This is a genomic window from Flavobacterium sp. YJ01 (genome assembly GCF_029320955.1).
Lineage (GTDB): Bacteria > Bacteroidota > Bacteroidia > Flavobacteriales > Flavobacteriaceae > Flavobacterium.
Genome location: NZ_CP119757.1, coordinates 1,398,885 through 1,420,143, shown reverse-complemented (window position 1 = coordinate 1,420,143; position 21,259 = coordinate 1,398,885). Strand labels below are relative to the sequence as shown.

Here is a 21,259-nt window from a genome sequence, read left to right as displayed (position 1 = left end):
TAATTAATAATCGGTCTGTCCTTTTCGTCTATTTTTCTTTTTTCTTTTTAGCTGGGATGGAATGTAATCAGAGGTGAATTCAGGCTGAAGCACCGAATCGATAATCTTCTCAAGTTCGCTTCCAGTAATAAAAGATGAATATTGAGGAATGTTATCAAATTGGTTTTCAGTACTTTCTCCAACGGATTTTCTTGATGCAGTAAACCTTTTCAGACCGCAGCGTTCTTCTATTCCAGACGCTGCATATGACTTTCCTAAAACGCTTCCGTTAAAGACACATTTTGTCTTGTGATCTACATATGTTAAACCATAAAGAAGACCATCTTCATTTCTTCTTTCAGCAGTCTTAATACCATCCTGAATTAAGATTTTGTCCAGATCAGACAGTGATTTTATTTTATTCTGGATAAAGGCAAGATCTACTGCATTTTTAGTTCTTTTTAAATGGGGACTTCGTAATAATTTATTTGAGGTGAATTTAATTTCAAGGTTTTTAAGAGTGGGCTTGAGGTAAAAACTGCTGGCTTTAATTGGAATACCGATAGGCTGTTTTTTATTATTAAGAACCTGATAGGCCAGGCCTTTATGACGGAACATTCTTGAGTCTTTCCCGCCCTGAACGGCAGTGACATTGTAAAGATTCAAAACTGCATTTAATTCACCAACGGTGGTATATTTATAATTAGGAATCACTGTGTTTAACACATTTGCAATTGCTTTTTTAGTTTCTACTGCTCCGTATTCAACTACACCAGTTTTTACAGGTTTTATATTGATCGTTTTTTCTTTTTCACTGCTCTGTGCAGGAGTTAAGTCGAAAATCTTTTCGATTTCTTTGCGTGCTGTTTCGGACTGATTCCTGCCTATGTTCTGCATGTCAATTCTTTTTCCATCAGACTTTACTTTTACTGAAACAATGTGAATATGAGGATGACCTGCATCGTGGTGCTGATACACCAGATAAGGCTGTGAGCCGAACCCAATTTTTTCCATGTAGGTTTTGGCAATTTCCATAAGCTTTTCTTTTGGGAGATTATTTTCGGAAGAATCAAAATTGAGTGAAATATGCACGCTTCCCCGCTTGACATTAGAGTTAAGTTCTAGCTGCTTTAAAAGCATTTTAAGCCGCATCTCTTTAGGAATTTCATAAGCCTCCAAGGGATAATTTCCATCTCCAATCAGCTCAGCTTTTCCATCTTCGACTTTATTTTCATTGTAGTTAAAAATGCTTCTTACCGATGATCCTGTGTTTATGACTGCAACCATTTTTCAGCAAGATTTCGAATGAGATTTTTAATTTCTTCAATAGAATTAAAAAGCATTTTTTTTTCCTTCTCAGAACTTAGAATCCACAGTTTTAATTCAGAAATCTGCGACAGTGAATGAAGTTTTTTTACAGACTGATTGAAGTTATTTCCGATGGAATTCAGTTCATTTCTGAGTTTAATCAATTCAGTCATTAAATCATCAAGAGATGTATTTCTGTATTTTAAAACGATAGGTTTTCCAAGTAGATTCTGACGTGCAAAATCACTTAATTTCGGACAGACTGACTCTTCAAAATATTTCTGAAATGTCTTATATTCCTGCTCACTCAGCCTGAGATGAAGCCATCTTGTTCTGTTTTTTTTTTCTTCTTTCATCATTTATCCTTTTCATTCGACATTACAAAATTTTCAGTTTTCTCTGCCAGCGAGTTCCGAGCATAAAGGCAGCAAGATATCGGTTGTGATACAACCGGACATCTTGCAGATTGCAGCAAGGCGTGGCAATCCAACAGAGTCTGTATAAAAACTCAGACTTCTTTCAAATATTCAGACGAATTTATGCAGGATAATTCAATACATCCCATCATAGGTAAATTTTGCTTATGATGCTTTGAAGCGTCATTGCTACCTTTAGGCTTTGATTTATTAATTTAAAAACGCTGAAATTATGAGTACGAAGAATTATGCAGCAAAGGTGTTTGATACTGTATTGAGCATCCCAAGCATGAGTGAGCCGGTGAAGATTGATCTGAAAATTTCACGCAAAAATGTACTGCTGTTATGCCATTTTATTGACAGGGGAGTACTGCTCGAAAAAGATGAAGGAAGCCTTATGGGAAGCATTGCAGAGGAGGAGCTAATTGAACTTAAAAATGTCTCGCAGGAGTGTCTCCAAAAGGCCGGACTTGTAGAACTTAACCAGAAGCTTGTGAGTTTTATTGAAGATGGCAATTCTTAAGTAAGGAGAAAATTTAGAAATTGAAAATGCTTTATGGAATATAATTCCGTAAAGCATTTTTTTTGCGGGGTTTCAAAATTTAAATTGGCGTGTTTTTGATGTTTTTTGGCGTGTTTTTGATGTGTTTTCTTTCAATTTACCACTTTACATTTGCTTATGCTTTGAGAGTAAGTTTAATTGAATGACACTTAATAAATATTTTAAAGAATGAACATAAAACCTCAAATAAAGAATATTATAATCGAATCAATCTGTTTTCTGTACATTTTACTTTTTGTATACGCAGCAATTAGTAAGTTAATTGATTTTGAAAACTTTCAGGTCCAAATTGGACAGTCCCCTCTTTTGAGTCCTTTTGCAGTATTAATTTCATGGCTTGTTCCAAGTATTGAACTCATTATCTGCCTATTTCTTTTAACTACTAGATGGAAAGCAATTGGCTTGCATATGTCATTTTTCTTAATGATAATGTTTACCGCTTACATAGCCATCATACTCAATTTTAGTTCATTTGTTCCCTGCTCCTGCGGCGGAGTGCTTGAAAAATTGGATTGGGACTCGCATCTGGCATTTAATCTGCTGTTTGTGCTGCTTGCACTGCTTGGGCTGATTCTGCTAAAAAAAAGAAGCCAGGACAGATATAAAATCAGCTGGACGGCTTACTTTTTCAAAATTTTAGTTCTGGCTTTGTCGAGCGCTTCATTAGTGGTCATACTGTTTTTATACTCGGAGAAGATCATGCATCATGAGAACCCTTTTATAAGGAGCTATCCACAGCATCCCGTAACCTTGGAAAAAAGCATGGACCTGAAATTCAACTCCTATTATTTTGCCGGATTCAGCAATGGAAGGCTTTATCTTGGAAATTATACAAATGCGCTACATGTTATAAAAATCGACCAGAATTTTAAGGTAGAAGACAATACCAAAATAGATTTTAAAGGAAAAAACATCCCCTTCAGAATAGTGAGAATTGCGGTGAGGGATTCTTCATTTTATTTGATGGACGGCACGGTTCCATGTATTTATAAAGGCCATATATCAGATTGGAAAATTACGCAGAAACTCGAGAATTGCCCTTCTTTTACAATTGCCGAGCCGCTTGACAAAACAAGGTTCGCAATAAGATCGCTCCAAGGTCGAGAAGCAAGGCACGTACTGGGGATTTTTGACCCTGCAGGCAAGCCCAATGTTACCTATAAGACCGATCTTCTCCAGCAGCAGATTGATGGCGTATTTGATACTGACGGCATGCTGATAAGCAATTATAAAAACAATAATATTGTCTACGTGTACTATTACCGCAATGAATTCATAACAGCAGACCAAAACTTAAACCTTGCTGCAAAAGGAAAGACAATCGATACCATATCCAAAGCCCAGATAAAGGTAGCCTATTTGAAAAACAGGACTGAACGCAAAATGGCGGCACCGCCTATAATGGTCAACCAGAAAGCCTCCTTCTGCGGAAATGTTCTATTTATACAATCCAAAATTCCAGGGAAATTTGAGCCTGAAAATATCTGGGAACAGGGGGCGGTAGTTGATGTGTACAACCTTAAGAAGAAAAGCTATCTGATGAGTTTTACCATTTACGGCACCCAGATGAAAAAGCTCAGTTCGCTATATGTTACGGAGACTCATCTATATGCGATAATGGAGGATGAACTTGTAGTTTACTCACTGAATAAAAACCTGCAAAATGAAATAAAAGAACCATAATCCAGTAGGTTTTGGTTCATGAAAGTTTACCGGCCGGTAACAGGAAACAGATCGAAAACCTGTAGAAAAAAGTAGATCAAAGTTTAATTTAATATTTTATATTATGAAAACTGAATTTTTAAAAAAAATGTTCCCAATGGCAGCGATTGCTGTGGGAATAGCCGGTGCATTTACGACAGCAAGCCTGCATGCGCAAAACCGTGCTGCCGCTCCTGAATCAGGTTATGTGCTGGATTCTCAAGGACGCTGTAATATCGAAGTAGAATGCGATGACAATCCTAATCCGGTTTGCCGCCTGAACGGAGACAGCGGACCTCAAGCATTTGCCAAAGATGCTGACGGTAATTGTAATCAGATTACCTACAAACCGCAAAATTAAAATTGCGTCTCGGTAAAGGCAATGCAGTTCCTAAAAGGAACTGCATTGTTTTGTTACATCATCCCATTAGAGATCCAATCGGCATGATGTTCATCCTTAAGAAAATATGAAAACCATTCAAGTACGCGGCCGTTTACATCAAGCTGCTTTGATTCACTGGCGATGACATGTCCTTCATCTGGATACAGAAGCATAATGCTCTTTTTCTTCAAGGCTCGCAGGGCCATATGCAGTTCCACGCTCTGGCGAGGATCTACCTGTTCATCTTCCTTGCCTGTCCAGAGCAGAAGCGGCGTTTTGATCTTTGACGCATTATATAAAGGAGAGCTTGCATTATACAGATCAGGCGCTTCAAAAGGACTTCTTTCCATGCGCCACTGCCGGCTTTGAAAACGCCACATGTCAGGTTTGCCGCTGTTGCGATTCACTGTCAAATAAAAACTGTTCAAATCCGTGATGCCACCACTGGCTATAGCCGCAGCAAACAACCTGGTCTGCGATATTATGAAAGAGGTTTCATACCCTCCAAAGGAATGTCCCATAAGTCGCGGTTAAGCGCATCTACGATGATCTAAAAGAAAACGGTTACTATTCGGGAATTATATCAGGAAATATAAGCCAGACAGTTTTGATAGACAGCGTTACGATTGATATCAATGAATATCCCTACCGTTTTAAATGCTTTGCCCGACAGAATATAATAAGGACCACAAGCATACTGAACAGAAATCTGATTACTGAGGGAACGCTGCGTAACGTTTCAAGAAGCGATAATAATCCGCACGGTTTTCTCATTGAGCGTTTCAATACAATAGAGAATAAGGATCTTGGCACTGTAAACCGAAAACCATGAGAAGCTTATTTAGAAAACACAAAAGCATCCAAATGGATTCACGGATTTATCATATGATCAGATTCTGGTGTGTGGTTAAAATGAATAGGATTACTAAAAACCTTTCCAAATCACAGCTTTGGTTATCTCTTGTAGTTTTCATGTTGTGCGGAACAGTTCTTTGTTTTTACAAAGTAATAGGCGGTGTTTTGCTTTACAGTTCTGAATCGATTAAAATTGAAGGAATATCAGTCGTTAAATCTATTTACTCTGATCAAAATAAAGGATGTGATTTTTTAGATGTATCAGTTAAAGAGAACAAGAAACAATCTTATCTCAACAGATATATTGACAGCGCTATAAATGTTTCTGTTACAGTCGATTTAGATAAAAAATATAATTCCAAAGACGAAGACCATTAAATGGCCCATAAGTCTGTTGAAATCCATACAGTTAACTATAATAAATGAAATTATGGAAAATAAAAAACTTTCAGTCAAAGAAAGAAAGAACCGTAAAATGATGCTTGTTCTTCCTTTAATTATACTTCCATTTGTAACAATGCTTTTCTGGGTTCTTGGAGGCGGTAAAGGAAAAGAAACAGCTTTTTCAGGAGGAAAGAAGCAGGGTTTTAATATGCTTCTTCCAAACCCAAAGTTAAAGGAAGATTCTTCATTAGATAAAATGAGCTACTATGATCAGGCATCAGTTGACTCTATAAAATTGGAGGAGCAGAAGAAAAAAGATCCTAATTATTCGATAACTAAAACAGTTGAAAGTAATCTTGAATTTGACGGCTCTTTTGATTTGGATGCAGCTTCAATAAGAAATCAAAAAGGCGGACTTAACACAGGCTTTTTAAAGCCTGAAAATGAAAAGATGATGTATCAGAAACTTGAGGCGCTACAAAAGGCAATTGCAGAGCCTCCAAAAGTTAATGGTTATGATCAGGACATGAGAGAGTTCCAATACCAGAAACCACCTTACGGCGAATCAGTGGAAATGAAAAACTTAGAACAGCTGATGGCTGCAATGAGCGCTCCGTCTGAACCTGATCCAGAACTTGCACAGCTGGGAGGAATGCTCGAAAATATCTTGGATATTCAGCATCCAGAGCGCGTTCAAGAAAAGCTGAGGGAAAATTCAAAGTTTCAGAAAGGCAAAGTGTTTTCGGTGAGTAGGAAATCAGAGGAACAGACCTCAAGTTATCTTCAAAACACGCCACAATCAGCACTAAGGCCGGATAATAATTCTTTTTATTCTCTTGAAGATGAAACTATCAGCGATGAAATTCAGAATGCGGTTGAGGCGGCAGTTCATGAAACGCAGACCATTGTAAACGGTTCAATTGTGAAGATAAGACTTGTGCAAGATGTTTTTATCAACGGAGTACTCATTCCAAGAAACAGTTTTGTTTTTGGAACTGCATCTCTGAAAGGAGAAAGATTAGAAATAAAGGTAAGTACTATAAAATACCAGAACTCCATTTTCCCGGTCGAGCTTTCGGTTTTTGATATCGATGGTATAAAAGGAATTTATATTCCCGGCACAATTAACAGGGATGTTGCAAAAGCCTCCGCCGACAGATCAATGCAGAGCATTGGACTTGCAGGTGTAAGTGATTCATGGGGAGCCCAGGCGGCAGGTATGGGAGTTGAGGCAGCTAAAACGCTATTGAGCAAAAAAGTTAAGCTGATTAAAGTAGTAGTAAAAGCAGGTTACAAAGTGCTCCTTTATGATGAAAAAGAGAAAAATGAAAAATAACTTTAAACAAATTCAACATGAAAAAAATAAAACTATTAATAATATACGTCTGGATTTTTCTGATATCAGTTTCAGGATATACCCAGTATAATTCAAAATCTGAATATAATAATATACAGCTCAGCTATTCAAAAACGACCAGTATCTTATTTCCTTATGCTGTCAAAAGTCTGGATATCGGCAGCCGTGATGTTCTAGTGCAGAAAGCTAAAGGAGTTGAAAATATACTTCTTCTGAAAGCTGGAAAACAGAATTTTCTCCAGACCAACCTTACAGTAGTCACGTCCGATGGTAAGCTTTACAGTTTCATATTGAACTTTGACGATTTATGCCCGACTTTAAACATCGACGCCGGACTGCGAAATACGGATGATAAACAGCTGCTGTTTTCGATGGAGAATGAAAACCAGAAGGAAATAAAGGATTACGCAATGCTCGCATTATCTAAAAAAAATAAGGTAAGCGGGCTTAGTTCAACAAGATCAGAAATTGAAATTAAAGTTGACGGTATTTTTATTCATCAGGACATAATGTATTTCAGAGTATTTTTAGGCAATGATTCTAAAATTAATTATGATGTAGATCAGCTTCGTTTTTTTATCCGTGACCAAAGAAAATCAAAACGTACTGCATCACAGGAAATAGAGATTATGCCGCTTTTCAATACTGGTGATTTCGGCCGGATTTCTGATAATTCTGAAATTACAGTTGTATTTGCGCTTCCAAAATTTACAATACCCGAGAAGAAGAAGTTTACCATGCAGTTCTTTGAGAAAAACGGAGGCAGGCATCTGGAGCTGGATATAAAAAACAGGAACCTGATAAATCTTGAAATTCTAGGTAACCTTTAAGTAATACTAATTTTAAATGTAAAGATCATGAACGAGAAAAATTTGCAATATCTAAAAGACCAGTTAAAGTATACTGGATTTGGAGAAACTTTTGATGCTGAATTAAGAGAAAATATTTTAAAAGGGGATAAGGATTTTAAAGTGATTCATACCGGGATAATGAACAATGGTGTTCCAAACAAGGATACTGTGACTGTTGAATTGAATTTTAAAATGTCCGATCAGAGTGATATGTGTTTTTTTAATTCCTATAAGGTTAATCTCCAGAAAGAGGAAAATAAGCCGAGATTAGAGCAGACTTTTTATATTAACAATGATAACACCAGCATTACACTCAAAGAAGCCTACAATTTGATGGAAGGAAGATCAGTTAATAAGGATTTAAAAACTAAGGAAGGTGAAACCTATAATGCCTGGATTTCTTTGAATTTCAAGGAAACCGACAGTAGCGGCAACTTTAAGCTGAATCAGTTTCACCAGAATTACGGCTATGATCTGGAAGCTTCGTTGGAGAAGCATTCGATAAAAGAACTGCTTACTCCACAGTATAAAGAAGATTTAATAAATTCTCTCAAAAAAGGAAATCTGCAGTCCGTAACTTTTGTAGTTGGTGGAGAAGAACGAAAACAGTTTGTGGAAGCAAATCCGCAGTTTAAAACGGTAAAGGTTTATGACTCTTCATTGCACAGAATCAATGACAGGGAAAGTAAAAATGAGAAGCAATCGCAATCAAAAGAAAAGAGTGCAGCACAGAATAATGATGATGAGCCAGCACAGAAAGAATTGAATTCTGCATCTCGTTCCAGGAAGGCAGGCAGATCAGTTTAGTTTCAGTAAACCACTTAAACATTAAATATGTCGTCCGATAGCAATAGAATACAGAATGAAGTAAAAGAGTGGATGTCCAAGGAAGAGAAACTTAAATCCATATTTGGTAAAAGTCCAGGCATCGAGCGCTCGTTTGGCATAGAAAAGCTGAAATTCTTCAGAATGCTGCTCTTTAAGTACGGTAAAACAAAATCCTTGGACGAACTTATAACTGTACAGTTCCTGAAGCATGAATATAAAAGTTTAAGACATAAATTATATCCTAACGTGTTCAAACGTCTTTTTAATGATGCAGTAAATTCTATTGTATTTGAAAGAATTCATAAACCCGCATACTTAAAGGATTTGGATTCTAATAAAAAAGCATTGGAAGTGCAGCTTAAAAATACTGGTTTCGATCAAGTATTGGATAAAGTTCTGCAGCAGATGAAAGAAGAGCAGCTTAATTTTTATATTCCGGTGTCTTATCACATATCTGAAAAGGAAAAGCTTGAACATTCACTTCATTTTGCAAAGGATGTACAAGGAGCTTATCGGTTTGAAGGTTTTACATCAACTCTGCATACAGACTCTATTCCGTCTGGAAGAAGTTCTCATCATTTTAAAAATGAGGCTTCCGAATATTTTAATGTAGATGAAGCGTATAATATGCTCGCTGGAAGAGCAGTACTTAAAAACGGAACATGGAAGCAGTTTAATTTTTATGACAAGGATTTAAGTGAAAATTACCGAACACATGAGTTCCCTCAGGATTATGGTTATAAAGTTGAAAATGTTTTAGCAGGTCTGCCTCTTAAGAATTCTGATGGAGACGCAACTTATGAACTAGCCCGATCTTTACAGCAGGGTAAAAGAGCAGAAACTGTGCTTTCAATTGAAGGCAGGGAAATAAAAACATTTATTGAGGCAAATCCGCGTTTTAAAACTTTAAATTTTTACAATGACAGAATGCAGAAAATAAGTCTTCGCGAATTGGAAAGAGGATGTAAAATTCAGCAGGTTATTAAGCCGCAAATGCAGATTGAGCCGGCATCAAAAAAAATGTCTCCAAAATTCTGAGGATATGAATGTTATTGAAAGTTATGGATAATCTTAGACTCTTAGCAGGATTTTTTCAATCAATCGAAAACGATTTTAGAATTGGGACAACCCATATTGCAATTTTTGCGGCATTACTTCAGTTTCGTGCTACTAAAGACTACATAAATCCAATATTAGCATACAGCATCGAAATTCAAAAAATTGCAAAAGTGGTATCTCCTAAAACTTATCATAGCTGTATGCGTGATCTGGATAATTACGGATATCTGGTGTATGTTCCAACGAAGAATAAAAATAAAAGAAGCAGTATCTACTTTCATTTGGGCTAAGCTTTAAATTTCTAAATCATGAAAAAAACAAAAATTTTAGATTGCATAGATAAACTTTTAAAGCATGAATCGAGATTATTTTTATTAGAAAGAATTTTGAAGGAAAATACAAATAATGATACATTTAGTAAAATATCCGCTTCAATTTCTAATTCGGGTAAATGCAAAAGTTCATTTACTAAAATAGAATTTGCAAATCTTTTCTATATCCTTATGGATGAAGGTTTTTTATTTTTTGAAATATTGGATAAAAAGAATAACAGGATTGGATTTCAAAAGTTTTTAGAAAACAATTTTACTTATTCAGGAAAGAATGACAAGCAATGTGAAATCAAAAATATCAGCAAAGAATTTGCTGAAAGCAAAGGGTATACTTATAGGGAAAAGCAGATTGAGTTTTTGAATTTACTGATTTTTAGATTACAAGAAAGAAAATCAAGAATTGAAAATTGGTAGTCTGAACAAAATTTTTTGTTTAATAATTTAAAATTTTAATTAATGAAAAAGGATGTCAAAAAAAAGAAGCTCTCATTTCTTATGAAAGTTAAAAAGATGATTGATCCTGTCGTTTTAAAACTTGAGACCATTGATTCTAAAATAAATTCAAGAGGGAATGACGGCAGGCCTACTTATTACAGGAATGAAGATTTAAAAAAAATATTTGGGCTCTCACCAAATACGATAATAAAATACAGACAGACAGGAATCCTTCCTTATTCAAAACTTGGTGAAATATTCTTGTATGACTCAAGTCAAATTGAAAAAATTCTTGAGGAAAATAAAAGTTGAACATAAAAAGTGTAAGTAAATATTCATGTGAAAAAATGTATATTTGAGGGTAACTAATTAAAAATTAATATCATGGGACTTAAAACCGGACCAAAAAGAATAGCCAAATCAACAGGAGAGCCTGACAAGAGACAGCGTGATAACAAAGATACACCAGGAAACACGCCTTCCTTAAAACCGCCAGTAAAGAAACCTGGAAAATAAATTAAAAAAAACAGAGGATTTCAAATTTTGAAATCCTCTGTTTTTTTTACGAAACTTTTTCTTCATATTTAGATTTAACCATATTCATGTCATCCATTATGTTTACATCAAGAACTTTCGCATAGTGCTGTGTTTGTTTAATGTTAGTGTGCCCCATCATAGCTGAAACATTTTCAAGTCTGACTCCGTTGCCAAGTGTTACTGTAGTCGCGAAAGTATGTCTTGAAACATACCATGTGAGGTACTTGTTAATTCCGCAGACATCAGCAATTTCCTTTAAATAAGCATTCATTTTCTGATTTGAAATGCTAGGCAGTAAACCTAGCTGTTTCCCTTTGTATTTCTCAATGATTTTTTCGACTGGCGGCAGAACTGGAACATTTTCCTTTATGGATGTCTTTGTTCTGTTGGATATAATCCATTGGTTGTCATTATTGTCTTTTGATATGTTTTTTTGGGAAAGTTTTAAAGCGTCAGTTGGAGCATAACCCGTATAACAACTGAATAAAAAGATATCTTTTACCCTGTCGAGTCTTTCAATAAAGAACACTTTTTTCTCTATGATATCAAGCTCAGACTGTGTGAGAAAAACAGCATCTTTAACACTGAGCTTTCCGTCATATACATTAAATGGATTTCTCTGGATTAATTCCATCCTTATAGCATAATTAAAAGCAGTTTTATACATTTTTATATACTTTACTACCGAGTTGTTTTTTATCCCAATGTGGCCTTTAAAATTGCTTTCGTATTTGAGAAATTCTTCAAGATTGTAGATAAAGGAACTTGATATTTCATCGGCGGGAATGTCGATTAAATTATATTGTTTTACCATGAAGTTAGCGATAAGTTCAGAGCTTCGTCTGTATTTTTGCAGTGATGCGGCTGCTCTTTCACCTGCCTCTACTTTCTTTGCGAAAAATTTATTATGTCGCTGCATAATTTGAAGAAGTGTGGTTCTGTTTGCCTGTACTTTGGATTTTCCTGAAAGTTCTGCTTTAAGTACTTCTAGAGGAACATCTGGATCGACATTAAAAAGCTTATTGAATTTTTTCTCAACATTTAGGCGGTAAATATCCAGATAATTTTTCAGGACCTTTTCCTTTTCAATTCTTAATACAATTCTTAGTTTGTTTGTGTAATCCCATCTTTCTTTCGAGATTGTCTTTCCTGTGCTTAAGGAAATTCTTTTTTGTTTGTAGGTAATACGTGCAAATATTGAAAACTCTCCATTCTTATCTGCCTTTTCCGATTTCAGGTAAAAAATTACTTTTAACATGTTTTCTAGTTTTTAAATTAATAATCAAATTGATTTAAAAATTTCGAAAGACACCTTTGTTTTCAGGGAATCCAGAGAGAATTCTCTTTGAATTAGTACACTTTTTTATGGTCAAAACCCACCAAAATAAAAGTGTACTTAAAAGTGTACCACGCTTTGCAATAACATGTGATATTTGACGATTGCCAAAAAATGAAAAACCCTTTAAATACTTGTATTTAAAGGGTTTTAACTTTTAAAGTTTCTTTTTGAAACTTCTACTGGCGGAGAAAGAGGATCCGCCACCTGTATCGTAAGCACCAGCAAACACTGGGTGTCATGTTATGTCAAAAAAACAAGGGCACGAATAGGGCACTCTTAAAATTCTTGGGTTTAATAACCTCTGTAAATGTAGGAAAAAAAATCGAGAAATAGCCGGGAAACTTGTGAAAAAATCTCAAAAGCACTAACGATAATAAAATGTTTAGATGCTGAAGAAAATTATACTCAGACTGTTGATATATATTGATCAAGAGTTTAAAATTTTTTCTTTGTTTTTTAATTTATGGATTATATTCTCATAATGCTCTAATATTTCTGTTACGCCCCAATTTCCTTTTTTGTTGGTGATATCATACATACATTTTTGTTTTGGAGGCAAATCAGCTCTATAATACTTGCCGGTTTCAGTCGCTTTACCGACGGCACTTTCGCTATTCATTCTTGAATTTAGACTTTTACCAACCAGACATAAATTGCCTAAATTATCTAAAAACAATTCATTTGATTTATTTACTGAAGATTGGGCCAAGTGATGCTCTACTGAATTTCGATATTTAAATTCAAAATTATACCCTGATTGATTTTCAACCCACATCAAATAGTCAATAAAGTTCAATAAAAAGTGAGGCGTATTTGTGCCTTGAGCGTAATTTTTATCATCAATAATCAAAGCTAATTTTTCATTTTGGTCGTAAATGGTGAGTATTAGATTATCTAATTTTGATAAAAAATCGGAATTGCTGATATTAAAACTGTTATATCCCGAAAACCAGCTAAGCAGTTCTTGGAGCCAATTTTTATATTTTTTAGTCCTAAAAGTAACCTGCAACATTGAAAGGGCTTTTATTATCCTTTTTTGATCATCAAATGTCTTTTTAAAAATTAAACGGTTTTGCTTTTTACTTTTTGAATAGTACAACTCAGGTTTTTGCAAAGACCACTTATAATCCTCATCAGACTTTTCACCCTGAACTGTTTTAATGACAAATCGATCAAATACAGTTCTGTAAAAAAGCAGGTCCCTGAGGAAATCTTTTGCATTTATATGTTTCTCCAAAACATTATACATGTACAGGAGGTCGTCACCATTAAGAGGGATGTCTCTATGAATTGCGCTGTAATTTAGTTTAAAGACATGCATTAGAAAGTTTGGAAAATCTATGATTGAATTAAAATTTTCTAACTCATTATCATTTTCGTTTTCTATTGAATTATCTTCAGTTTCATGATAAATAATTGGATCAGATAAAATCTGATCAATGCTCAGAGCTAGCCTGGTGTCCTCTTTTCCGCCACTAATCTTCGAGAAATCATAACTAAAAGAATTATAGTCAGATCCAAATAAGGCAGATCGTTCAGCTGGCGAAAAATACTTCTGCACATGCTGATTCATTTGAGAGCAGGCGTCCCAAATTTTTGAATATATTTTAAAATATGGAGAATCTTTTTCCTTTTCAAGAATTCTTGCCTTCAAGATTTCATGCTCTTGCAATTGTTCTCCGCGGTTATTCATTATCTCAAAATAATGGGCAACATCTGTATCAGATGGTATTTCGACCCTGATTATAATAACGTTATTAAAAAAATACTCCTTGAATTCCTCCCGGTTATTTTTGTCTAAACTCATTAAAGGTGTCTGCTGTAAGGCTTTAGGGGTTACATTGACATTTTTGATATGGCTTACCGCATCTATAAAATGAGAGACTTTATCGTGACTCGATGAATATATTCTTTCGGGATCCTGGTAATAGCTTTTTAAAAAATCTTCTGCTTCAGGTCTCGAATCATATTTAAGTTTCGGAGATGCAAGACCGCCATCCAAGAATTTTGCAATTAAAGAGATTGTGGTTAATCGCTGCTGGCCATCAATAATTTCATAATCACCATCTACCCTTTTTAAAACAATTAGGCTCCCTATAAAATAATTTCCCTTGGGGGCTTTTTTAAAATTTTCATAGATATCCTGCAATAGCTGGTATATTTCATTTTCACCCCAGGCAAAGTTTCTTTGATAAAGGGGAACGACGTATTTGTCATTTAAAATCCGAGAAATGTTTTTGTTTAGGTTTTTATGCTCCATTTGCTATTTCTTGTATCTTGATAGATTTATATTTTTGTCTTTAGTGCTGATAGTGATATTAAACGAAAACATGGCTTTTAGGACATAACTTATTTCCTTTCGGCAATCAATTGGTCTTAGCATCATTATCTGCAAGTCTTTTAAATCGGAATAGTTTTTGCTTTTATCTATAGTGAAAAACAGCTGCTGCATAAGGGCATATTTCATTACATCATTGTACTTGACTTGTTTTTTCTCTAATCTGACACGGTATACAATGACATACAATAATTTATAATATCGAAGCAAACCATCTTCTCCATATTTATCAAAAAGAAAGAAAATTAATGATTTGTACAATTCTTTTAAATATAAATCCCCTTTACGATTATGGGTATGATCGACGAAAGTTTTATAAAATTCCTTAAACTCGGCAGCTGATGTGGTGTCATCCAAATAAATGAATAATTGTTTGTATATTTCCGTGTAGGTCTCTATGTATCCAAAAAAAGCCTTACCGTTAACTATATTTTCATTGATCGAAACAAACTGATTCACATTTTCAAGCCTAAGGGATTCAAATCTCTCTTTTACAGCTTGAAGTTTTAAATTATTTTTCTCTAAATGGCCTAAAGCATAATCCAGCAAGAAATCTTTATTCTGAAAAGGGTGCTTTACACTTTGATCAGAACTGAATGCTGTTCCTTTAAATTCATGTAAATTGTTTTTGTTTAACTGAAACGCTTCTTCTTTTCTGGACCATAAACGGGGACGATACAGTTGTTCATTAAACAATTGCTTTAAGATATCCATTGTATTGTTTTGCTTTAAAGCATGGCGGGTTGCATTTTCCCACCTTTGGTCACACTTAATTTTCACTTCTTGCTTTTCTTCTTCCATTGCCCTGATATGGTAGGCTTTTAGAAGATTGTAAGCTTCCAGTTCTTTACCCCTGCTGTTTTGGGAGTCGAACATTTGAAATGCCTCACTATGGCTAGATACTTTGACTTCCACAAATTCACAGGACTGGATGATATAGTTGAAAAATTCCGGCTTCTGATCAGCAACATGCTCATCAATCCAATAAGCGATATAGTCAGAGTTGGCAATTATCGCATTTTTGGAATCAACATTATTATATTTTAAGGTTGAGCTAAGCGGAACCGGGGAATTATCTGACAACTGCAAGAGAGTTAGAATAATGGTTGTGATTCTTTGCTGTCCGTCTACAATATCTAGAAGGGCATCATTTTCAAACAGGATGATACTGCCAATCCTATAAGTTTTTTTCTGCTGTTTCCAGCTTGCGTATACATCTTCTAAAAGTTGGGTTACCTGTTTGTTTCCCCATCGGTACGGCCTTTGGTATTCAGGGATATTGAGATTTTGAATGATAATATCATCAACTTTTTTTATTTCTGCCTTAATTCCATCCATTAGAACGACAATGTTTTTGAGTTGTAAAGATCTGTTGCAAGACATGCCTGCTCTTTATTGGCTTTTTATGCCCTAGGTTTAGACGGTTCAGCACTGATAGAAGCTCTCATCAATTTCTCCATTGAGAATTGCATCTTCAATGTCCTGTAGTGTCTTAGACATGGCTGCTCTTAGCGCGTTTTGGGGATTATTTTGGTTTTGTCTGCGTATCAGATTAGAAAGGATTGCCCCGAACTGATTATTATGAGTTAAATCCTCCTGCATTGAAGCTGCCCGCTTTTCTATTTTTAAGCCGATAGCCTTATCACAGTCATTTAATTCGATTTCCAGCTGTCCGCCTAAATTCTGCTGTTCAATTAGATGTGACAATTCATGAAGAACGATCATTTCAGTAAATAAAGGGATATCTTCCAAAGTCTTCGGCAGCATATCCTTTCTTATTCCTAAGGTGAAAAACAAATTTTCAGTAGGAATTTTAAAAGTTGAATTGTCCACGTAAAAAGCAAATACCTCGCTGTTTGTATTTTTAACGACAATTTCATGAAGAGCCTGATTTAAGATTTGTTGTTGTTCCAGAATCGACTCTCCGGAAGCTATTGCATAAAAGCTTACATTGGGCGTATCGAGTATTGTTTCTATTCCATATCTTGAAGCAACGGCTCTGTAAAGTTTTTCGACCATTATAATTTTTGTTTTTATAAATATCGTGTATAATTAAGATATTTTAGAAGTAAAATTAATAAAACTTTTAGGAGTATTCTTAAATAATGGATCACGATAATATAATGACGCCGACAACAATGGCCAAAAATATTACTTTTCAGTTTCATCAAACTTCCATCTAACACCAAATGTTTTGGTTGGAAAAAAAGTATTTTTTGAAATATTGCCACCGACCGAAACAAAAAAAGAACAAGTAAGAATTAAGAAAATAACAGCTTAAAGTTCAATTTTAGATAAGTCTGCCAGTTTTGATTTAAGGTTTCCATAATTTCTATAATGTTAAGTATACCACATTTATCGAAAATCGCTTAGCAAGCGCAAAAAAAAGCAACCCGATACATGATATTAGAAGAATACTTAACTAATTAAAGCTTTTGAAAAATTGTTGGTCAATTTCAAAAACTGTAACTGGCTTTAAGCCAAGTTGATATTTTTCGAAAAGTTCAACAAGTTTGTCTCCATCTATTAGTTCAATAGGTGTAACTCCATCACGATTTGCTTCACCTTTTGCCTCTTTTGTAAAACGTCCTGTAGTTATTATAAGTCCTTTCTCTCCACGCCCCTGCATTGCGCCACGGAAATCACGAACATGATGTGGAGAAACAGTTTCTTTATAACGTTTACATTGAAAAACAATATTTAATCCCACAACGTCATTAAGTTTTACTATTCCTTTTCCATCAATTCCTTGATCACCAGAGCCTCCTGTTATAACTATTTCATTAATTCCGATTTCAGTTAATAAACGTTTGCAAAGTTTTTCAAAGCCGCTAGGTGTGAGGTTTTGTATAATATTAATTAAGTCGATAGAATGTTCTTCATCTTCCGTTGTTATGTTTTCAAATTTCGGTTCAACTTTTTGTGGTTTAGAAGAAGTAGTCTTTTTTACGCTATTTTGAACTTTCTTAAATAATTCATAAACATCATCATGGTTGCTCAGTTTTTTATCTAAACCTTCTTTAGTTAACCGCCAAATCCCTCTTTGAGTATTATCAATCAATCCAGCCTTAAATAAATAAAATCTTGCCCATTGAATTTGATTTCTAATTCGAGATTGACCATTTGAAGTTGTTTCTTCTAATTCTGATTCTGTAATTCCTAATTTATCTATTACTTGTTCTATTACGTCTGATGAATTTCCAGCACCTCCGTTGGATTGAAGTATAGTTAAAACTGGATTTATATATTTCAAAAATTCTGGTCCTTTCATATTCTCTTTTTGAGTGTTGCTAGTAATATTGGTTATGATAATAAAATTGGAGATAAAGTTAATTGGGTTTATCATTCCTAACTTTTGATTTTTACTGTATCTAAAATATAACTTTTATTTTTAGAGTAAAAAAAAAAATAAAATGAATATCAAAATTTGCTATCATACATATTTCTAATAGAGTTGTTCAAAAATCCTAGATTTCAAGAATTAAGTCATTAGAAGAACTTTAGCAAAATTGTAGTATTCTTTATATTATAAGAAAATAATCAGAGCTTTAATCCTGAAATATAAAAAGCTTTCCGTCCTTTATTCTCGAAAATTCAAATTGTTTGATCTTTAATAAAGCACACAATAAAGATTGCAAAATATTGAAGAATTAAATACACTAACTTAATCCCAACTTGTAGTTTAACTTTTTCTTTGGTTTTTCTTCGGATATTCAATTATTACGGTAGATTTGCAAATAATAGAAGAATATTAAACGATCGGACTGTGTAGATGGTTGTTATAAATATTGAGATAAAAAAAAGGAACAGCATGTATAACAAAATAGCAATATAAAATTAAAATGACAAGCACAATTCAAAAACAAGCATTACTAAATCAAATATGGAAGATAGCCAACGAGGTTCGTGGTGCTGTAGATGGTTGGGATTTTAAACAATTTGTACTCGGAACACTTTTCTATCGCTATATTAGTGAAAACTTTACAAACTATATAGAAGGTGGTGATGATAGTGTCAACTATGCAAATTACTCTGATAATGACATCGCCCCCGAGATAAAAGACGATGCCATCAAAACCAAAGGCTATTTTATTTATCCGAGCCAACTTTTTGTAAATATTGCTAAAACTGCCAATACAAATCCTAATTTAAACACAGACTTAAAAGAAATTTTCAATGCGATTGAAAGTTCAGCTAATGGCTATCCTTCAGAACAAGATATCAAAGGATTGTTTGCCGATTTTGACACCACGAGTACACGATTAGGGAATACGGTGGAAAACAAAAATAGCCGTTTAGCAGCTGTAATAAAAGGTATTGAAGAACTAAATTTTAGAGAAATTGATAAATTTGAAGACAATCAAATAGATCTTTTTGGAGATGCCTATGAAATTCTTATTGGCAATTATGCAGCCAATGCAGGAAAGTCCGGTGGAGAGTTTTTCACGCCACAACACGTATCTAAGCTTATTGCACAATTGGCTATGCATGGGCAAACAACCGTAAATAAAATTTATGATCCTGCGGCGGGCTCAGGTTCATTATTGTTACAAGCCAAAAAACACTTTGAAAGTCATATTATTGAAGAAGGTTTCTTTGGTCAGGAAATAAACCATACCACATACAACTTGGCACGTATGAACATGTTTTTGCACAACATCAACTACGACAAATTCAACATTGCATTAGGAAATACTTTGTTAGATCCACATTTTGGCGATGACAAACCTTTTGATGCCATCGTCTCCAATCCGCCTTACTCGGTAAATTGGATTGGCAGTGATGACCCTACACTGATTAACGACGACCGTTTTGCACCGGCAGGGGTTTTGGCGCCAAAATCGAAAGCAGATTTTGCCTTTGTACTCCATGCGCTAAGTTACCTTTCTAGCAAAGGTCGAGCAGCCATTGTTTGTTTCCCGGGTATCTTTTATCGTGGTGGTGCCGAACAAAAAATTAGAAAATATTTAGTAGACAATAACTTCGTAGAGTCTGTAATTGCTCTAGCGCCTAACTTGTTCTATGGTACTTCCATAGCAGTAAATATTTTGGTATTAGCTAAAAATAAAACGGAGAACAAAACCCAATTCATCGATGCGACCGGCGAAAACTTCTTCAAAAAAGTAACCAACAATAACGAATTGACTAACAAGCATATTGATAAAATTATGAATATGTTCGATAGCAAAGAAGAAGTTCCTCATATAGCAACTACTATCGACAATACCAAAATTGCCGAAAACGATTATAACCTTTCGGTGAGTTCGTATGTGGAAGCCAAGGATAATAGGGAACAAATTGTTATCGATGAATTGAATCGACAAGTTGCCAAAACAGTAGTAAAAATAGACCGATTGCGTGCTGATATTGCTAACATCATTAAAGAAATTGAAGCATGAGTTTTTTAGATAAATTATTAGAAGGCGTGGAAGTGGAATGGAAACCTTTGGGGGAGTTTTCCGATTATGAACAACCGACTAAATACCTAGTAAAGACAAATAATTATAATGATAATTTTCTAACTCCAGTTTTGACTGCTGGTAAAACATTTGTTTTAGGATATACTGATGAAACTAATGGTATTTATAAAGCATCGGAAAGCCCAGTTATAATTTTTGATGATTTCACAACAGCAAATAAATGGGTTGATTTCGATTTTAAAGCTAAATCATCGGCAATGAAGATGATTACTTCCAAAGATGAAACTAAGGCTTCTTTAAAATATATTTATTATTGGATGAACACTTTGCGAAGTGATTTAGTTGATGGTGACCACAAGCGACAATGGATTAGTAATTATTCTAATAAACTAATCCCTATTCCCTGCCCAGAAAACCCAAAAAAATCCCTCGAAATCCAACAAAAAATTGTTGCCATTCTCGATAAATTTACAGAGCTTACAGCAGAGCTTACAGCAGAGCTTACAGCACGAAAAATACAATATAGTTATTATAGGGAGAAGTTGTATTCCTTGGATAAAAATAAAGTACAACATTTACCTTTGGGAGATGAAAGAATCGGCAAATTTATTCGTGGTGCTGGTTTGCAGAAAAAAGACTTTACAGAAACAGGAGTTGGCTGTATTCACTATGGACAAATCTATACTTATTACGGTACATACACTAATAAAACCAAAACATTTGTGTCGGAAGAATTTGCAAAGAAAGCTCGTAAAGCAAAATATGGCAATCTAATTATTGCAACAACCAGTGAAAATGATGAGGATGTATGTAAAGCAGTAGCTTGGTTAGGAAATGAAGAAATAGCTGTAAGTAGTGATGCCTGTTTTTATTCGCATAGTTTACATCCCAAATATATGGCTTACTTTTTTCAAACTGAACAATTTCAAAAACAAAAAAGACCATTTATCACGGGTACAAAAGTCCGTCGTGTAAATGCTGATGATTTGGCTAAAATAAAAATCCCTGTTCCTTCACTTGAAGAACAAGAACGCATCGTTTCCATTCTCGATAAATTTGACGTGCTTACCACTTCTATAAGTGAAGGTTTGCCAAAAGAAATTGAGTTGAGACAAAAGCAATATGAATATTACCGTAACCTATTACTAACTTTTTCAGAATAAAAATAACCACCTA

22 protein-coding genes are annotated in these 21,259 nt (G+C 34.6%); 14 read left to right on the top strand and 8 right to left on the bottom strand.

What is annotated here, in order from left to right; genetic code table 11:
• Window positions 1–3 precede the first annotated feature (3 nt).
• Both P0R33_RS06305 and P0R33_RS06300 read right to left on the bottom strand, forming a co-directional pair.
• On the bottom strand, window positions 4–1,266 hold the full coding sequence (locus tag P0R33_RS06305) for a relaxase/mobilization nuclease domain-containing protein (protein WP_276174720.1): 1,263 nt from the start codon (window positions 1,264–1,266) through the stop codon (window positions 4–6).
• A complete protein-coding gene (locus P0R33_RS06300) occupies window positions 1,251–1,643 on the bottom strand; it encodes a plasmid mobilization relaxosome protein MobC (protein WP_276174719.1) in 393 nt (130 codons plus the stop codon). The genes P0R33_RS06305 and P0R33_RS06300 overlap by 16 nt, the downstream gene beginning before the upstream one ends.
• Window positions 1,644–1,935: 292 nt before the next feature.
• Between P0R33_RS06300 and P0R33_RS06295 the strand changes: the two genes are divergently transcribed.
• The 3 genes from P0R33_RS06295 to P0R33_RS06285 all read left to right on the top strand — a co-directional run bounded on the left by P0R33_RS06295 (window position 1,936) and on the right by P0R33_RS06285 (window position 4,327).
• On the top strand, window positions 1,936–2,226 hold the full coding sequence (locus tag P0R33_RS06295; RefSeq protein WP_276174718.1) for a hypothetical protein: 291 nt from the start codon (window positions 1,936–1,938) through the stop codon (window positions 2,224–2,226).
• A gap of 207 nt (window positions 2,227–2,433) precedes the next feature.
• On the top strand, window positions 2,434–3,948 hold the full coding sequence (locus tag P0R33_RS06290) for a MauE/DoxX family redox-associated membrane protein (protein WP_276174717.1): 1,515 nt from the start codon (window positions 2,434–2,436) through the stop codon (window positions 3,946–3,948).
• A gap of 103 nt (window positions 3,949–4,051) precedes the next feature.
• Complete coding sequence (locus P0R33_RS06285) at window positions 4,052–4,327, top strand: DUF6520 family protein (protein ID WP_276174716.1); 276 nt, start codon at window positions 4,052–4,054, stop codon at window positions 4,325–4,327.
• Between the two features lie 53 nt (window positions 4,328–4,380).
• Here P0R33_RS06285 and P0R33_RS06280 read toward each other — a convergent pair whose 3' ends face one another.
• A complete protein-coding gene (locus P0R33_RS06280; protein ID WP_276174714.1) occupies window positions 4,381–4,869 on the bottom strand; it encodes a prolyl oligopeptidase family serine peptidase in 489 nt (162 codons plus the stop codon).
• Window positions 4,870–5,260: 391 nt separating this feature from the next.
• Here P0R33_RS06280 and P0R33_RS06275 point away from each other — a divergent pair, with 391 nt between their 5' ends.
• From P0R33_RS06275 to P0R33_RS06235, 9 genes are all read left to right on the top strand, one after another.
• Complete coding sequence (locus tag P0R33_RS06275) at window positions 5,261–5,581, top strand: hypothetical protein (protein WP_276174713.1); 321 nt, start codon at window positions 5,261–5,263, stop codon at window positions 5,579–5,581.
• A gap of 52 nt (window positions 5,582–5,633) precedes the next feature.
• Window positions 5,634–6,923 carry a conjugative transposon protein TraM gene (gene traM, locus P0R33_RS06270; RefSeq protein ID WP_276174711.1) on the top strand — a complete coding sequence of 430 codons (1,290 nt, stop codon included), beginning with the start codon at window positions 5,634–5,636 and terminating at the stop codon, window positions 6,921–6,923.
• Between the two features lie 17 nt (window positions 6,924–6,940).
• Window positions 6,941–7,774, top strand: a complete 834-nt coding sequence (gene traN, locus P0R33_RS06265; RefSeq protein WP_276174710.1) for a conjugative transposon protein TraN — start codon at window positions 6,941–6,943, stop codon at window positions 7,772–7,774.
• Between the two features lie 27 nt (window positions 7,775–7,801).
• The gene (locus P0R33_RS06260) at window positions 7,802–8,602 is read left to right on the top strand and encodes a hypothetical protein (RefSeq protein WP_276174709.1); all 801 of its coding nucleotides are present in this window, start codon (window positions 7,802–7,804) and stop codon (window positions 8,600–8,602) included.
• A 27-nt stretch (window positions 8,603–8,629) separates the two neighbouring features.
• Window positions 8,630–9,661 carry a hypothetical protein gene (locus P0R33_RS06255; RefSeq protein ID WP_276174708.1) on the top strand — a complete coding sequence of 344 codons (1,032 nt, stop codon included), beginning with the start codon at window positions 8,630–8,632 and terminating at the stop codon, window positions 9,659–9,661.
• 8 nt (window positions 9,662–9,669) lie between these two features.
• Entirely contained in the window at window positions 9,670–9,972 is a 303-nt protein-coding gene (locus P0R33_RS06250; protein WP_276174707.1) for a hypothetical protein, read from the top strand.
• A gap of 18 nt (window positions 9,973–9,990) precedes the next feature.
• Window positions 9,991–10,428 carry a hypothetical protein gene (locus tag P0R33_RS06245; RefSeq protein WP_276174706.1) on the top strand — a complete coding sequence of 146 codons (438 nt, stop codon included), beginning with the start codon at window positions 9,991–9,993 and terminating at the stop codon, window positions 10,426–10,428.
• Window positions 10,429–10,470: 42 nt separating this feature from the next.
• The gene (locus P0R33_RS06240) at window positions 10,471–10,761 is read left to right on the top strand and encodes a helix-turn-helix domain-containing protein (protein ID WP_276174705.1); all 291 of its coding nucleotides are present in this window, start codon (window positions 10,471–10,473) and stop codon (window positions 10,759–10,761) included.
• Window positions 10,762–10,833: 72 nt separating this feature from the next.
• Window positions 10,834–10,965 carry a hypothetical protein gene (locus tag P0R33_RS06235; protein WP_276174703.1) on the top strand — a complete coding sequence of 44 codons (132 nt, stop codon included), beginning with the start codon at window positions 10,834–10,836 and terminating at the stop codon, window positions 10,963–10,965.
• A 46-nt stretch (window positions 10,966–11,011) separates the two neighbouring features.
• On the opposite strand, the gene P0R33_RS06230 is transcribed toward P0R33_RS06235, so the two are convergent.
• The 5 genes from P0R33_RS06230 to P0R33_RS06210 all read right to left on the bottom strand — a co-directional run bounded on the left by P0R33_RS06230 (window position 11,012) and on the right by P0R33_RS06210 (window position 17,934).
• The gene (locus tag P0R33_RS06230) at window positions 11,012–12,244 is read right to left on the bottom strand and encodes a site-specific integrase (RefSeq protein WP_276174702.1); all 1,233 of its coding nucleotides are present in this window, start codon (window positions 12,242–12,244) and stop codon (window positions 11,012–11,014) included.
• Window positions 12,245–12,752: 508 nt separating this feature from the next.
• Window positions 12,753–14,585, bottom strand: a complete 1,833-nt coding sequence (locus tag P0R33_RS06225; protein WP_276174701.1) for a DUF262 domain-containing protein — start codon at window positions 14,583–14,585, stop codon at window positions 12,753–12,755.
• 3 nt (window positions 14,586–14,588) lie between these two features.
• Window positions 14,589–16,001, bottom strand: a complete 1,413-nt coding sequence (locus P0R33_RS06220; RefSeq protein WP_276174700.1) for a DUF262 domain-containing protein — start codon at window positions 15,999–16,001, stop codon at window positions 14,589–14,591.
• Window positions 16,002–16,088: 87 nt separating this feature from the next.
• Window positions 16,089–16,682: a hypothetical protein gene (locus P0R33_RS06215; protein WP_276174699.1), complete on the bottom strand. Its 594-nt coding sequence runs from the start codon at window positions 16,680–16,682 to the stop codon at window positions 16,089–16,091.
• A 403-nt stretch (window positions 16,683–17,085) separates the two neighbouring features.
• The gene (locus P0R33_RS06210; RefSeq protein ID WP_276174698.1) at window positions 17,086–17,934 is read right to left on the bottom strand and encodes a restriction endonuclease; all 849 of its coding nucleotides are present in this window, start codon (window positions 17,932–17,934) and stop codon (window positions 17,086–17,088) included.
• Window positions 17,935–18,505: 571 nt separating this feature from the next.
• Between P0R33_RS06210 and P0R33_RS06205 the strand changes: the two genes are divergently transcribed.
• Entirely contained in the window at window positions 18,506–20,062 is a 1,557-nt protein-coding gene (locus P0R33_RS06205) for a type I restriction-modification system subunit M (protein ID WP_276174697.1), read from the top strand.
• Entirely contained in the window at window positions 20,059–21,246 is a 1,188-nt protein-coding gene (locus P0R33_RS06200) for a restriction endonuclease subunit S (RefSeq protein ID WP_276174695.1), read from the top strand. Before P0R33_RS06205 ends, P0R33_RS06200 begins: the two co-directional genes overlap by 4 nt.
• Window positions 21,247–21,259 lie beyond the last annotated feature (13 nt).